The sequence below is a fragment of the Acinetobacter rudis genome (assembly GCF_031157835.1).
Taxonomy (GTDB): Bacteria; Pseudomonadota; Gammaproteobacteria; order Pseudomonadales; family Moraxellaceae; genus Acinetobacter; species Acinetobacter rudis_A.
In genome coordinates this window covers 49083-65130 of the sequence record NZ_JAVIDR010000020.1, presented here as the reverse complement: position 1 = coordinate 65130, position 16048 = coordinate 49083, and the positions used below count along the sequence as shown (strand labels likewise).

Sequence of the window (16048 nt, the reverse complement as noted above, 5' to 3'; positions counted from 1 at the left end):
CCCTATTTTAATATTTTTATTCCGGTCGTTTGTTTTTTAAACCAAATGAGTGAAATACCCCTTTATTAGGCTAAATATCCTACAGATTTAATCTATTTTCTTTAAATCAATACTTTTTAATGTTGGTTCTCTTATATAGGAATGAAAAATTTATTGAAAAATAAATGTGCACTCATCTACCGCTAAAGTCTACCGCCCAGTCCTCATATTGATGTATTGTTTTATCATGGTGTAACAAATTTGTCACATACCCCACTTAGTATGCAGACATTGATATCAGTAGCTCCTTTTTCTGCGAAGATTATGTTTATGAACAATGAGTTCCAGCACAGCTCCATGACTTATACCAATCGTGAACTTTCCTTATTTGAATTTCACAAACGCGTGTTGGCACAAGCCAAAGATCAAAATCATCCTATTTTAGAACGGTTAAACTTTTTAATTATTTTTTCTAGGAACCTCGACGAATTTTTTGAAATTCGTGTTGCAGGACTAATGAAACAAATGGATTTGAATTTAATCACCACTGCACCAGATGCCATCCCTAATGAGATTATTATAGAAAAAATCTCAGAGCTCGCACATCAGGCAGTTGAAGAACAATATCAAATTCTAAACTACACGCTTTTACCACAACTACAGCACTATGGTATTCGCTTTATTCAATATGCCGATATTTTAGAAAAACATAAAACGTGGATTAAAGACTACTTCTTTAGCCAAGTTCAACCCGTTGTTACCCCTATTAGTCTTGATCCATCACATCCTTTTCCTCGTTTGGTCAACAAAAGCCTGAACTTTATTGTGACACTTTCTGGTAAAGATGCATTTGGTCGTCAAATTGAACTCGCCATTGTTCCTGCACCACGCTCACTTCCCCGTGTTGTACGCTTGCCTAATGAGTTAACAGGAGGCCAAGAGCATTACATTTTACTTTCGGCTATCATCCAACAACATATCAGTGATTTATTTCCAGGAATGACTGCAACAGGATGTTATCAATTTCGAGTTACAAGAAATGCCGATCTGACCGTTGCAGAAGATGTAGATGACCTTGCAGTAGCATTAAAAGGTGAATTATCTTCACGACGTTTTGGGCGTGCAGTTCGTTTGGAGGTCGCCAAAAATACACCTCCAGAACTTCACCAATACTTACTTGAGCAGTTTGATCTCGACCCTCAACATCTATACTGTGTCGATGGCCCTGTAAATCTTACTCGCCTATTGGCCAACTTTGATATTCCTGAATTGCGCTTTAAACCTTATCAACCAGTTATTCCCAAAGCATTACGTCAAGGGCATCAACTTTTTGAAGTGTTATCTAAACGTGATTTCTTATTGCATCACCCCTTTGACTCATTTGCTCCCGTTATTCAATTACTACGTGAAGCAGCACAAGACCCAAATGTACTTGCAATCAAGCAAACACTCTATCGTAGTGGGCCTGACTCTGAAATTGTACAAGTACTTGCTGAGGCAGCACGTAATGGTAAAGAGGTAACAGCTGTCATTGAGTTACGTGCTAGATTTGATGAAGAATCTAATATTTTAGTGGCAAATATTTTACAAGAAGCTGGTGCCGTCGTTGTATATGGCATTGTAGGCTACAAGACCCATGCCAAAATGATTTTAGTTGTACGTCGTGAACATGATAAATTAAAACGTTATGTCCACTTAGGTACAGGCAACTACCATGCTGGCAATGCTAAAATGTATACCGATTACGGCCTTTTAACCACCGATAACGATATTTGTGAAGATGTACATAAAATCTTCCAAGAGTTAACGGGTATGGGACGCATGGCTAAACTTAAAAAGCTCTTTCATGCCCCATTTACGCTCCATGCGCATTTAATTCAATTAATTGAACAAGAAATTGAGTTTGCAAAGGCTGGTAAAGCAACGCACATTATTATTAAGGTAAATGCACTTACAGAACCTTTACTCATCGCAGCTTTATATAAGGCCTCGCAGGCTGGTGTTAAAATTGATCTAATTATTCGCTCAATTTGTTGTTTACGCCCACAAGTTGCTGGCCTATCTGAAAATATTCGTGTTCGCTCTATTGTAGGACGTTTTCTTGAGCATACACGTGTTTACTATTTCTTACATGATGGCGAAGTTAAGTTGTATTGTTCTAGCGCAGATTGGATGGGACGTAATTTATTTTCTAGAGTTGAAACCTGTTTCCCTATTGAAGATAAAAAATTACGCAAACAGATTATTGAACAAGGTCTATTAAACTATTTAAAAGACAATGTACGTGCTTGGGAACTCGATGAGCATGATCAATGGCACCCCGTACAACCAGCACCAGGTGAAACTCCATTTATTGCACAGCAATATTTAATGGATGAACGAAACATTACACCCACAGCCTAAATCCGACATCTAAATAAACAGCCCTGCAATACAGGGCTGTTATTAACAATAAGATGCTAACCTTCTCTTAGTTCAATTACACCATCACGTTGTAACTGTGCCATCTCTGTTTCATCACAGAATTGCGCCAAAACAGTTTGTGTATCCTGACCTAATAATGGTGGTGCACGGCGATATTCCACTGGCGTTTCAGATAATTTTATTGGTGAAGCAATCATTTTAAAATCACTATTAAAACGATGTGGAATATTGACTAACATATTACGATGTTCAACTTGTGGATCTGCCAAAGCCTCAGCAATATTATTCACCAAACCTACAGGCACTTTCGCAGCATGAATCAATTTTACCCAATACTCTGCATCCTGTTGTAAAAAATGCTTAGCAAAGATATTAATCAAATCTTCTCGATATTTAACACGATCCTGATTACGCACATAATGCGGATTATGAATTAATTCTTCTAAACCAACTGCCTGACAAAGCGCAACAAACTGTCCATCGTTACCACAAGCAATAATAAATTGCTTATCCTTTGCAGAAAAGGTTTGATAGGGAACAATATTTGGATGTTTATTCCCCATACGCTGTGGTGCAATACCCGTTGCTAAATAATTCATCGTTTGATTTGCTAGTGCAGCCAACTGCACATCAAATAAAGCAATATCAATATACTGCCCTCGTTGACTCTGTTGTCTTGCCCATAATGCTGCTTGAATGGCAATCGTTGCATATAAACCCGTTTGAATATCAGTCACAGCAACGCCAACTTTCTGTGGTTCCCCACCATGACTAGCATCTGGTCCAGTAATACTCATTAAGCCCGATAAACCTTGCAAAACAAAATCATAGCCAGGTTCTACTGCACGTGGTCCATTTTGGCCATAACCAGTAATTGAGCAATAAACCAATTTAGGATTAATCTTACTTAAGCTTTCATAATCCAGCTGATATTTTTGTAGTGAGCCTACTTTATAATTTTCAATTACCACATCTGCATCTTGAACCATTTTATGTAGTAATGCTTGACCTGCGACTGTTGTTATATCAATTGCAACTGAGTATTTATTACGATTAGTTGATTGATAATAAGCAGATTCACTACTACATTCACCTAAACCATTAGGCATCCAAGGGGGTCCCCATGTTCTAGTATCATCGCCCACATTAGGCCGCTCAATTTTAATTACCTCAGCACCAAGATCTGCCAATATTTGGCTACACCATGGCCCAGCAAGTACCCGACTTAAATCTAAAACACGTATACCTTTTAGTGCACCCATTTATATTTCCTATATTCTTTATACTGTTATGATGAAAATAAACTTCAACTCCCCAAGTTTATTATTGCTGTGGATCATACTGGCGGTCTCTAATAAACAGACCAGTTAATATGCTTGCACTATTATTTTGAATGTCTCTGCTCATTTATACATTCACCTCATTTTCCTAAATGAGACATCGTGAAATTAGCAATACATCAATATATTCAGCCTATTATTTTTCTATTTCCTTGCCGATTTAAAACAAACCATTGATGTAAAACTTAAACATTCCAATAATGAATCATTAAGCTTTCCCATTTTTCAAACACAAGTGCCCACAAGGTGTTCACGAATGAACACCTACAATGACTAAATGACAATTAAATTAATTACAGAATGCGGCGATGCCGGTTTGAGCACGACCTAATATTAAGGCATGTACATCATGTGTACCTTCATAGGTGTTCACGACTTCCAAATTTACCAAATGACGAGCAACACCGAACTCATCACTAATCCCATTACCACCCAACATATCACGAGCTAAACGTGCAATATCCAATGCTTTACCGCAATTATTACGTTTAATCAATGAAGTTCCCTCAACAGAGGCTACCCCCATATCTTTCATACGGCCAAACTGTAGTGCGGCTTGAAGTCCTAAAGCAATCTCAGTTTGCATATCTGCAAGTTTCTTTTGGATCAACTGATTTGCTGCAAGTGGTCGTGCAAATTGTTTACGATCTAAGGTGTATTGACGGGCTGTATGCCAACAAAACTCTGCTGCTCCCATTGCCCCCCACGCAATCCCATAACGTGCACTGTTTAAACACGTAAAAGGCCCCTTTAATCCTCTAATTTCGGGGAATGCATTTTCTTCTGGGACAAAGACATTATCCATAACAATTTCCCCTGTTATAGATGCACGTAGGCCAACTTTGCCATGGATTGCAGGAGCACTCAGCCCCTCCCAGCCTTTTTCTAGAATAAAACCACGAATTGGCCCAACTCCCCCTTGCTCAGAAACCTCTTTTGCCCATACTACAAATACATCTGCAATTGGACTATTTGTAATCCACATTTTGCTACCCGTCAGACGATAACCACCCGCAACTTTTTTAGCACGACTGATCATACTACCTGGGTCAGAACCATGATCTGGTTCAGTTAGACCAAAGCAACCAATGTATTCGCCTGTTGCCAACTTAGGCAAATATTTTTGTTTTTGCGCTTGAGTACCAAAACTCTCGATTGGGACCATTACCAAAGAGCTTTGCACACTTGCCATCGAACGATACCCAGAATCCACACGCTCAATTTCTCGAGCAATGAGTCCATAACTCACATAATTTAATCCTGCACCACCATACTGTTCAGCAATCGTAGGGCCAAGTAACCCTAATTCACCCATTTCACGAAAGATCGCAATATCTGTTTGTTCATGACGGAATTGTTCGAGTACACGCGTTTGTAAATGTTTCTGACTATATGCATGAGCTGTATCTCTAATCATGCGTTCTTCTTCAGTCAACTGTTGCTCAAGGAGTAAAGGGTCTTGCCAATTAAAATGAGTAGTCATTGATTTATTGCTTCCTATGCATTGAGTAATAAGCAGTTTTAATAAACTCATGCTAGGATGCTTTTAGGGCTGAAGCAAACAATTAAATAACATCCAGCTATGCGTTTTACGCATAACTGAGCCACTTCACCCATTAATATAGTTTTACCAAGGAACATGGAGACCCCTTGCAATGCGTAGAATGATTCCCTCATTACAAGCTTTACTCTGTTTTGAATCTGCTGCCAAACACCTGAGCTATACGCATGCTGCGCAGGAACTTTTTCTTACTCAAAGTGCTGTATCACGCCAAATCAAACAACTTGAACAACAGCTTGGCTTAGACTTATTTCAGCGTTCACGTTATGGCGTTGAGCTCACTGCGGCAGGCGAACACTATTATAATAATATAAAAACCTTACTTTCAGGCTTAGAACAAAGCACCCAAGACCTGATGACGCATAAAGGTTTAGGTGGAACACTAAGACTAGGTGTTGTCCCTACTTTTGCTACACGGTGGTTATTACCACGATTACACCAATTCAATAACTTACACCCAGAAATTACTATTCATTTAACAACCAGTACAAAGCCATTTTTATTTAGTGAAAATTTACTTGATGCAGCCATTTATACAGGTACAGCCCAACAAATCCAACATTGGCCAGGGATCAAATCACAATTGCTTATGCCAGAAGATTTAGTTGCTGTTTGTTCACCACAATTAATTCGTAAATACTTACCCGAAATACAGTCAAGCTTGCCATCTGGCCAACTTCAATTAAGCGCAGAGCAAATGGCTAAGCTCCCTTTATTACAGCAAACCACTCGCCCCCATATTTGGCAAGAATGGTTTAATTTAGCTGGTTTCCATCACCCTGGAGCACTAGAGGGGCAACGTCATGAACTATTTTCAATGTTAGCTGTTGCAGCAACACATCATCTTGGCTTAGCACTGATTCCAGAAAATCTTCTACAAAGTGAGCTTTCTGCTGGAGATTTAATCATCGCCTCCACCCAGAAACTATTAGGTGCTCGCGCGTACTATTTTGTCTACTCAGAACAACAGCCAAGCCCATTAATTGATAAATTTTCAGCTTGGTTACTACAACAATCTCAGTAAAGATATATTGAAAATAGTCACGACCACTACAGTATCAATGCTCAATAATCGCTTGAGGTGTAAAACCAATATAGCGAGACAAATCATGTATACCTAAATCCATCTGATAGATTACAAATTGTGGGTAGTTTGACTGGCTGATCTCTTGAAAAATATTCAACTGATCATCATGAGCATGAATATCATCTACAGTTCTTTGAAGTGAAGTCTCAAAAACATCACTCACGTATTCAAAACTTAAATCCATCGCTACAAACAAAGTATGTGCACAAGGCTGTATATATTGTTCTGCCGTTGTGTCAATTACTGTGGATTGGCAATAAGGACAATGTAAGTTGTTTTGTGCAGAATCAAGTTTTAACAATTGAAATGACATAATTTAAAGTACAAAATAAAGTTTATTTTAATAGAGTTTATCTAAATTAAAAACTCATTACCCTTGCTTTTCTCCCGACCAATTAACTTTCACACTGCTGTGGCTCTAGATTAAGCTCAGCTCTCGCCTGATCATTTCTTATTGAAATGATTTTTTTTGACCATGCACCCTAATACATATGCATTCTTATTGATGTAGCTAAATTGGGTTATCCCTTATCTTTACTAATTTTCATTACAAGATTCAATCAATTACTTATTTGACAATAAGCCTCAATTTATTTAAAAAAAGCATTATACATAACGAAATGATGAATTAACTATGCTGCCTGATTTGGATGATTTTTATTGCTTTGCAATGGTTGTAGAGCATGGTGGTTTTAGCGCAGCTGAACGCGTTACAGATATCCCCAAGTCCAAACTTAGTCGCCGAGTCAGCCAACTGGAAGAAAACTTAGGTGTACGTCTAATTCAGCGTAGTTCTCGACATTTCGCAGTGACCGATGTAGGTATGACAATTTATCAACATGCTCAAGTGATGATAAATGCCGCTCAAGCAGCCCATGATTTAGTTGATCACTTAAGTGTACAACCACGTGGCTTAATTAAAGTCAGTTTGCCTGTCACTATTGCCCAAAATGAAATCACACAAATTTTACCTGAGTTTTTAAAACGTTACCCTGAAATCAAAGTTCAACTTTTTGTTAGTAATCATCGCTTTGATGTTATACACGAAGGAATTGATGTTGCTTTAAGAGTACGTTCAAATTTAGATGAAGATCCGAGCTTAGTTATTCGACAATTTCAAAAAATTGAACAACACTTGTTTGCCAGTCAAGCCTATTTAAATCAATATGACACTCCTAAGCACCCTGATGACCTCAGCCAACATAGACTGCTGAGTATGGTTGCAGACCACGTTGACCAAAGCTTGGTACTGTACAATAACCAGCAACAGCAAGTAAAAATCAAAATTAATCCGATGATTATGGGATCTGACCTCAATATGCTAGCGCAGTTGGTTAGTAAAGACTGTGGTATAGCCCTACTGCCAGATACGATTGCGTGCAACTATGTGAAAAGTGGACAGATTGTTCGAGTGCTCCCGGATTGGAAAGCACCTCATGGCGTTTTCCATGCAGTCTATCCGTCTAGACGAGGCGTACTGCCAGCCGTTCGAGTTTTTATTGATTATCTAGTAGAACGTCTCGGTCAAAATATCGAATCACGCCACACTACATAGATCACACAAGCACAAAACAAAAAAGTTTGTTAAGATTCTCGGCAATTTTTCGCTCTAGCCTAATTGAATACGAGATTTATGACCACTCCCGCTTATCAGCAACAGTTAAATGCCAAAGTTGAACGTATCCAAACACAATTTGCTACGTTCTCAACACCTGAACTCGAAGTATTCGACTCTGCTGCGAACAACTTCCGAATGCGTGCAGAGTTTCGAGTATGGCATACTGAGGATGACATGTTTTATGCCATGTTTGATCGATCTGGCGAAAATCAACATAAAACCGTCATTCGTATTGACGAATTTCCAATAGCGGATCAAGCCATTAACCAGTTGATGCCTAAACTATTATCAGCTTTAAAAGCCAATCCACTACTCAGCAAACGCTTATTTGAAGTCCACTTTCTTTGTAGCCTTAAGGGTGAAATGCTGGTAACTATTATTTACCATCGTCAACTTGATGCAGATTGGGAGGCAGCAGCTAAACAACTGGCTATCGATTTTAACATTAAACTTATTGGTCGTAGTCGCAAACAAAAGTTTGTATTCAGTGATGAATATATTTTAGAAAGCTTAGAGGTTGAAAAGCAAAGCTATACCTACAAACAATACGAAAACAGCTTTACTCAACCCAATGCGAAAGTGTGTGAAAAAATGCTGGCCTGGGCTTGCCAAGTTGCTGGACAGTCTGAGCAAGATCTACTTGAATTATATTGTGGTAATGGTAATTTCACCCTACCTTTGTCTAAGCATTTTCGTCAGGTACTCGCTACTGAATTGGCTAAATCTTCTGTATATGCGGCACAATGGAATATCCAACAAAATCAAATAGACAATATTAAAATTGCCCGTCTTTCCGCTGAGGAGTTTACTCAAGCCTATGGTGCTGAACGTGAATTTAGACGCTTACAAGAAGCAGATATTGACATTCAATCCTATGATTTTGATACCATCTTTGTTGATCCACCACGTGCAGGAATTGACAAGCAGACGCTAGGCTTAATGCAAAACTTTAACCGCATTATTTATATCTCATGCAATCCTGATACCTTACATGATAACTTAACTCAGTTAACACAAACTCATGCAATCAAGAGATTTGCATTATTCGACCAATTCCCTTTTACACATCATGTAGAATGTGGAGTACTTTTAGAAAAATTGTAAGTAACTATGAAATAGTAATATCAGATCACTTTTGAGTGGTCTGATTAACTTATTGAAAACTATATTTTTATAAAAATTGCTTATCACTTTTGTTGCATAATATCGTTTAAAATTGAATTTATAATCGAAAAAAGCTGATTTCAACACCCGCTTTCCCCCCTCGTAGATGCTTGTAATTTATTTTATATTGGATATAGTCCGTACTATCTTAGGTTTATAAAGAAGGCTCTATGAGTTTTTGGCAAAATTTGTTGCGATCTAATCAACATAAAAACGAGCTACGTAATCAAGTCGCTTGTGTTGAGAATGACTGTGCATGTACGTCGAATGAACAACTTATTGCTTCATTATTACAGGAACATGATCCTGAGATCCGTCAAGGAAAAACCAAGGTATTAATGTCACGCGGCTATACCCGCAAAGAATTAGATGCCTTGATCGAAGCGAATTCTACGACGAAAGTTAATTAAGTGAAAAATGGCATTGCATGGATACAATGCCATTTTTTTATTATAGAAAAAAATATAAACACCGATCTGTATTATTTTTAACCCATATAACTGCAATAAAAACATACAATTGAAATTAATTCATGTATTTTATTAAGGTTGAGCTAGTCCTAATCTTGTTCTCGATGTAACATATTGCGTCTTTATAAGTAAACTGTAATAGGACTTTCATGCGCGAGTATGCCGTTTTTACTTCGGAATCTGTTAGCGAAGGTCATCCTGATAAAATGGCTGACCAAATCAGTGACGCTATCTTGGATGCAATCTTAAAAGAAGACCCATACGCTCGAGTGGCTTGTGAAACCTTAGTAAAAACCGGTGCAGTCGTGCTTGCTGGTGAGATTTCAACCACTGCAAATGTTGATTTTGAACATGTCGTTCGCCAAACGGTAAACGGTATTGGTTATCATCATACAGATTTGGGCTTTGATGGTTCTACCTGTGCTGTTATTAACATGATTGGTAAACAATCCCCAGAAATTGCACAAGGTGTTGACCGCCAAAAACCTGAAGACCAAGGTGCAGGCGACCAAGGTTTAATGTTTGGTTATGCGAGTCGTGAGACCGATGTGCTTATGCCAGCACCGATCTCTTATGCACACCGCTTAATGGAAAAACAAGCCGAATTGCGTCGTAACGGCCAATTGGCATGGTTACGTCCAGATGCAAAAAGCCAAGTTACTTTTGCTTATGAAAATGGTAAGCCTGTACGTCTTGATGCTGTTGTGCTTTCAACACAACATGATCCTGAGATCAGTCAAGCTGCCCTCAAAGAAGCGATTATCGAAGAAATTATTAAACCGATTATTCCAGCAGAAATGTTCCATAGTGCAACCAAATTCCACATTAACCCAACAGGTTTATTTGTGATTGGTGGTCCTGTGGGTGACTGTGGTCTAACTGGTCGTAAAATTATTGTTGATACTTACGGTGGTATGGCGCGTCACGGTGGTGGTGCCTTCTCTGGAAAAGATCCATCAAAAGTTGACCGTTCTGCAGCCTATGCTGGTCGTTATGTTGCTAAAAATATTGTTGCAGCAGGCCTCGCAGATAAATGCGAAATTCAAGTCTCTTATGCAATTGGTGTTGCAGAACCAACGTCTATTTCGATTAATACCTTCAATACAGGGAAAATCTCTGATGAATTAATCGTACAATTGGTTCGTGAGCACTTTGATCTCCGTCCATATGGTATTACTCGTATGCTGGACCTTCTCCAGCCAATGTATAAGCAAACTGCAGCCTATGGTCACTTTGGACGTGAAGGCAATGATCATGCTTTTACTTGGGAAAAAACAGACAAAGCCGAAGCGCTCAAAGCATCTGCAAATATCTAATTTTCAAAAAAAGAGAAGCTCAAATGAGCTTCTTTTTTTGTCTTCGTAAAACTAAATACTGAATCAATTGGATGAATTAATTTTTTTTAATCACTTCAAAAATTGATTGTGATATTGGCAGATCACTTGTATCTCTAGTCACTTGCACATACAAGCTCACTAAGGTGAAGAGTAATACCACAATAAGACATGCAAACACACAGAATACCCATAGGCTAATTGGGCTTCGAATATGGTGAGAACCACACTCGGGACATTCTTTTTGATCACTGCCCACAATGTGATTACAACATGCACAATGATAATGATAGCGGTAAAGCATAATAGGTATCCTCCTATTTCACTGTTTAAATCATCCATGATTGATAAATAAGTCAACATAATTTTCTATGTCTCAAACAGATAGTAGCCAATTATGTATGAATTACCCATTACAACTTACTAAACACCTACAATGTATCTCTAGCAAATAATTAGTTTAGCTGTTAACAAATAGCTAAAAAACTATGACTAGTATAGCTCTCAATCCATTTTCAGCCTGCACTGTACAGCATTAATTCATAACCTATCATCTATTTTTATGGAAAAAACAATATCTTTGCTAAAATATTTGCAGTACAACCCATATACTGGATCATATCAATGACTTTAATTCGCAAAGGTGGCTTTAGAGAGCGCGCCAACCGTCAAAGAAAATATACAAACTCAGAAAATCAACAGACTACACTCGCTCCACAAAACCAATATCAGCCCACCAATACACCAACTGACTTAGAAGCCCATGTGCAACATATCAATCCACAATATAACCGCAAAACTCAAAAATAATATCCCTGAAATCATATCAAGCCCATGCGCAATTACTTGATATTTCTTTTGAATCGCTTCACGCGACAAAACCCAAGCCAATACACTAAATGTAGCGAATGTTTGTAAGGGTATAATCGCCGCCAATTGCAATTTTAAATATGGAGAAGCGGTTGAACTCAGTGCAAGTGAAAATACACTGCTAAAATAAATCAAAGTCTTAGGATTGGTCAGATTCGTATATAAACCTAAAAGAAAATACTGTGCTGAGGTCTTGGCTACACCATTTTCAATTGGACTAGATTGAGTTGTCGCAAATTGAATGTCCTTCTTTTTATGTTGATATACCAACCAGCCCTCTTTCACCATGGCACACCCCATTTTGGCCAAAAAAGCGCCACCACATAGCATCATTAGCTGTTGAAGCCACGGCCATTGCTGGATCAAAACACTAAATCCTAATAGCGTCAAACACACCCATGCAGCAATTCCTACACTAATCCCAGCGACTACTTTCAAACTATTGTAAATGTGGTCTGTTGCTGCAGTTCTCACGATGAGTAAGATATCTGGCCCTGGTGTAAGTTGAGCGGCAAAATGAAGAAGACAGATGGTGAGTAAAAGGGTCATTTTTTGCAGCTCGCTTATATTTCATCAAATAACTTGTTCTTTAAACAAAAAAAAGAGCTGATTTCATTCTCAGCTCCTTTCATCTCAATCATGGCAATTATTTGGGATTGACGTCTTTCATGGTAATTTGTTTATGTTCTGGCTCAACCTCATGTGCTTCACCATCAATAATATTAGGATCTTGATAACGGCCACCCTGTTGTTGGTTTTGCATTTGGCGCATTAAATCTTCAAATGGGTTTTGTCCAGCAGCTCCCCCCATATTGCCCATCATTCCACCCATCATTTTCTCCATCATTGCTTGTTGACGTCGAGCAATCATGCGTAAAAATAAATTACGGAATAAACGTTGTACCGCAGGGATAAGCAATAATAAAGCAAGAACATCACTGATTAAACCTGGGACCATTAACAAGAAACCTGCTATCAATTTAGAAATATTGCCATTTGCTGCAATATCTCCGTTCATTTGACCTGTCATTTTCATTTGTTGCATTTGCGGCATGATTGAAGCAGCACTGCTACGCATCATGTTTAGGCCAATGAAGAATGCGATAATAAACCAGAAAAACACATACCAACCACTGATAAATTGGGCAACACCAATCCATACAGCAATTTCAGCAATAATCGCAATCAGAATAATTGGGAATAGTTTCATGAAGGTTTCATCATCTCTAAATAGCAATAAAAATAACACTGTAAGGTTTTTACAGTGCTCCTTCCAATGATGGGTACGATGTTTTCATTATTCAAGTCAATTTACGATAGTTTATGCAGTAATTTTTTTTAAATTTAGTATTAGTACTCATAATCCAGCTGATATTTTGTTTCTAATCCATTGAAATACAGCAAATAAGCTATTTCTTGTACTTCATTCACTTTAGAACTAAACCATATATTCAGATTTTGTATATCACTACAGATACTCAAAAGACTGACAAAGATCATCGGCAATGTTTTATTATTTCATATTATTTGTATCATCACGCAGTACACAAGCGCAGAAAATTAAAAACACGCAAAGGCTTTTGGTTCTAGATAAAGACAAATAACATCGATTTGACAAATTTAATAATAATTTCACTCTGTCATAACTCTATATGTAACAATAGCCGCAAGATAAATGATTTAAAGCAATTATGAGTTTAATTATTGGCATTGACCCCGGTTCACGTATGACGGGTTATGGCATCATAGAAAAAGATGGACAGACCTTACGCTTTGTTGATGCAGGTACAATCAAAACCGAAACTACTGCCATGCCCGAGCGACTAAAACGTATTTTTGCAGGTGTTGACCGTATTGTACGTTTTCACGGCCCTGTTGAAGCCGCAGTTGAACAAGTCTTCATGGCTCAAAATCCTGACTCAGCATTAAAACTTGGCCAAGCACGTGGTGCAGCCATTGCCGCTTTAGTCAATTTAGATCTGCAAGTTGCAGAATATACGGCAAGACAGATCAAACAATCTGTTGTCGGTTATGGTGCTGCTGATAAAGAGCAGGTTCAAATGATGGTAATGAAGCTGCTGAATTTAACTATTCGACCTCAAGCCGATGCAGCAGATGCTTTGGCTGCTGCAATTTGTCATGCGCATGCTTCTGGTAGTATGAGTAAAATGGCTGTACTCAATGCCTTAGGCGGTATGGCCCGAGGGCGTAGTCGTTATAGCAGCCGACGTCGCTGAACTATTTCGATGTAAAATTATTTTAACTTTACATATAAAAAAGCTCAGCCTCATTATATAGGCTGAGCTTTTAAACATTATAGCGCTTGATTATTTACCAGGTTTAAAGCTATCACGTAAATCGAGAATACGGTTAAATACTGGTTTATCAGCACAGTGATCATAACGATCTGCAACAAAATAGCCTTCACGTTCAAATTGGAAACGATCTTCTGCCTGTGCCTGAGCGAGTGCAGGTTCAACTACTGCTTGTACCACTTTCAGCGATTCAGGATTTAAGTTAGCTAAGAAATCATCCCCAGTTTCAGGGTTTGATTCAGTGAATAGTCGATCATAAACACGTACTTCAGCAGGTACCCCTTGTGTTGCAGATACCCAGTGAATCACACCTTTAACCTTACGACCTTCTGGATTTTTACCTAAAGTCTCTGGATCAATTGAACATTTCAATTCAACTATTTCTCCAGCAGCATCTTTAATGACTTCATCACATTTAATGACATAGGCATGACGTAAACGCACTTCACCATCAGTAGTCAAACGCTTAAAGCCTTTTGGAGGTACTTCTTCAAAATCTTTACGATCAATATAAATTTCTTGAGTGAGTGGAATCACGCGTTCACCCATATCTACATTTGGATGACGTGCATGTTTAAGCTCTAATGCTTCTGGTAAATTCGTCAAAGTGACTTTCAACGGATTTAACACAGCCATACCACGCGCTGCAGCATTTTCTAATGATTGACGGATAGAAAACTCAAGCATTGCAACATCAACAATACCATCAGTTTTTGAAACACCTACACGCTTACAAAAATCACGTAAACCTTCTGGTGTAAAACCACGACGACGCATTCCTACCACTGTAGGCATACGTGGATCATCCCAACCATTGACAAAACCACCTTCAACCAAACGGCGTAACTTACGTTTAGAGGTAATAGTATAGTCGATGTTTAAACGGCTTGATTCATATTGGTGCGGTACTGCAGGTGCTTTAACTTTCTCAACAAACCAATCATATAAAGGGCGGTGATCTTGGAACTCAAGTGTACATAATGAATGGGTAATCCCTTCAATTGCATCTGATAGTGGATGTGCATAGTCGTACATTGGGTACATTTTCCACTTATCACCTGTTTGATGATGTTCGGAATGTAATACACGATACATGATTGGATCACGCATATGCACGTTTGCCGCTGCCATATCAATTTTTGCACGAAGAACTGCCGCACCTTCTGCCAACTCACCGTTATTCATTTGTTCAAAACGTGCCAAGTTTTCTTCAACACTCGCATCGCGATAAGGTGAATTAGTGCCCGCCTCTACAAAAGAACCACGATTTAATTTGATTTGCTCTGGTGTTTGCAAATCAACATAAGCATCACCTTGTTTAATTAATTGAATAGCCCAAGCATGTAATTGATCAAAGTAGCTTGATGCATATAAAGGTTCACCTTCCCAGTTGAAACCTAACCATTTTACATCTGTCGCAATACCATCGACATATTCTTGTTCTTCAGCATCAGGGTTAGTGTCGTCAAAACGAAGATTACATTTACCATTAAACTCTTGTGCAATTCCAAAATTTAAGCAAATTGCTTTCACATGACCAATATGTAGATAACCATTTGGCTCAGGTGGGAAACGCGTAACAATAGACTGGTGCTTGCCTTCGTTAAGATCATCGGTAATCACTTGACGAATAAAATCCAAACCACCCTGTTGTTCTTGCTGCTGAGCATCGACAGGTGTAGATGTGGATGTCGGGTTCATTGGCAAATCTGAAACAACAGCATTTGGCTTCATAATTACTTAATCACTTCTTGAATAAAAAATAGATAAAAACATTATTTCAACATTTTAACAAAGAAAATAACGTTTTTGCTTGCCTTGTAGTTTACAGTTTGCTTATGCTTCTCACAACCGAAAAACCCATGGCATTTCGCTATGTTTAGGAG

General features: G+C 38.4%; 14 protein-coding genes. 7 read left to right on the top strand and 7 right to left on the bottom strand.

Features of this window, described 5'->3' with window-relative positions; translation table 11 throughout:
- Nucleotides 1–303: 303 nt before the first annotated feature.
- Nucleotides 304–2382 carry a polyphosphate kinase 1 gene (ppk1, locus tag RFH42_RS14190; protein ID WP_308976413.1) on the top strand — a complete coding sequence of 693 codons (2079 nt, stop codon included), beginning with the start codon at nt 304–306 and terminating at the stop codon, nt 2380–2382.
- A gap of 56 nt (nt 2383–2438) precedes the next feature.
- Here ppk1 and RFH42_RS14185 read toward each other — a convergent pair whose 3' ends face one another.
- Nucleotides 2439–3665: a CaiB/BaiF CoA transferase family protein gene (locus RFH42_RS14185; protein WP_308976411.1), complete on the bottom strand. Its 1227-nt coding sequence runs from the start codon at nt 3663–3665 to the stop codon at nt 2439–2441.
- Nucleotides 3666–4032: 367 nt separating this feature from the next.
- Complete coding sequence (locus RFH42_RS14180; protein ID WP_308976410.1) at nt 4033–5226, bottom strand: acyl-CoA dehydrogenase; 1194 nt, start codon at nt 5224–5226, stop codon at nt 4033–4035.
- 172 nt (nt 5227–5398) lie between these two features.
- On the opposite strand from RFH42_RS14180, the gene RFH42_RS14175 reads away from it, so the two are divergent.
- Nucleotides 5399–6328 (top strand): LysR substrate-binding domain-containing protein, encoded by a 930-nt coding sequence (locus RFH42_RS14175; RefSeq protein ID WP_308976409.1) that lies wholly within the window; start codon nt 5399–5401, stop codon nt 6326–6328.
- Between the two features lie 34 nt (nt 6329–6362).
- On the opposite strand, the gene RFH42_RS14170 is transcribed toward RFH42_RS14175, so the two are convergent.
- On the bottom strand, nt 6363–6704 hold the full coding sequence (locus RFH42_RS14170) for a hypothetical protein (RefSeq protein WP_308976407.1): 342 nt from the start codon (nt 6702–6704) through the stop codon (nt 6363–6365).
- Between the two features lie 321 nt (nt 6705–7025).
- Here RFH42_RS14170 and RFH42_RS14165 point away from each other — a divergent pair, with 321 nt between their 5' ends.
- From RFH42_RS14165 to metK, 4 genes are all read left to right on the top strand, one after another.
- Nucleotides 7026–7946 (top strand): LysR substrate-binding domain-containing protein, encoded by a 921-nt coding sequence (locus RFH42_RS14165; protein ID WP_308976406.1) that lies wholly within the window; start codon nt 7026–7028, stop codon nt 7944–7946.
- 78 nt (nt 7947–8024) lie between these two features.
- Entirely contained in the window at nt 8025–9113 is a 1089-nt protein-coding gene (gene trmA, locus RFH42_RS14160; protein WP_308976405.1) for a tRNA (uridine(54)-C5)-methyltransferase TrmA, read from the top strand.
- A gap of 230 nt (nt 9114–9343) precedes the next feature.
- Nucleotides 9344–9583: a hypothetical protein gene (locus tag RFH42_RS14155; protein ID WP_308976404.1), complete on the top strand. Its 240-nt coding sequence runs from the start codon at nt 9344–9346 to the stop codon at nt 9581–9583.
- Nucleotides 9584–9792: 209 nt separating this feature from the next.
- Entirely contained in the window at nt 9793–10959 is a 1167-nt protein-coding gene (metK, locus tag RFH42_RS14150; RefSeq protein WP_308976402.1) for a methionine adenosyltransferase, read from the top strand.
- A 76-nt stretch (nt 10960–11035) separates the two neighbouring features.
- On the opposite strand, the gene RFH42_RS14145 is transcribed toward metK, so the two are convergent.
- From RFH42_RS14145 to RFH42_RS14130, 3 genes are all read right to left on the bottom strand, one after another.
- Nucleotides 11036–11281 (bottom strand): hypothetical protein, encoded by a 246-nt coding sequence (locus RFH42_RS14145; RefSeq protein WP_308976401.1) that lies wholly within the window; start codon nt 11279–11281, stop codon nt 11036–11038.
- 449 nt (nt 11282–11730) lie between these two features.
- Nucleotides 11731–12396: a LysE family transporter gene (locus RFH42_RS14135; protein ID WP_308976397.1), complete on the bottom strand. Its 666-nt coding sequence runs from the start codon at nt 12394–12396 to the stop codon at nt 11731–11733.
- Between the two features lie 97 nt (nt 12397–12493).
- Nucleotides 12494–13057 carry an FxsA family protein gene (locus RFH42_RS14130; RefSeq protein WP_308976396.1) on the bottom strand — a complete coding sequence of 188 codons (564 nt, stop codon included), beginning with the start codon at nt 13055–13057 and terminating at the stop codon, nt 12494–12496.
- 481 nt (nt 13058–13538) lie between these two features.
- On the opposite strand from RFH42_RS14130, the gene ruvC reads away from it, so the two are divergent.
- The gene (gene ruvC, locus RFH42_RS14125) at nt 13539–14084 is read left to right on the top strand and encodes a crossover junction endodeoxyribonuclease RuvC (RefSeq protein WP_308976395.1); all 546 of its coding nucleotides are present in this window, start codon (nt 13539–13541) and stop codon (nt 14082–14084) included.
- A gap of 90 nt (nt 14085–14174) precedes the next feature.
- On the opposite strand, the gene RFH42_RS14120 is transcribed toward ruvC, so the two are convergent.
- Nucleotides 14175–15896, bottom strand: coding sequence for a glutamine--tRNA ligase/YqeY domain fusion protein (locus RFH42_RS14120; RefSeq protein ID WP_308976394.1), 1722 nt, complete (start codon nt 15894–15896; stop codon nt 14175–14177).
- Nucleotides 15897–16048 lie beyond the last annotated feature (152 nt).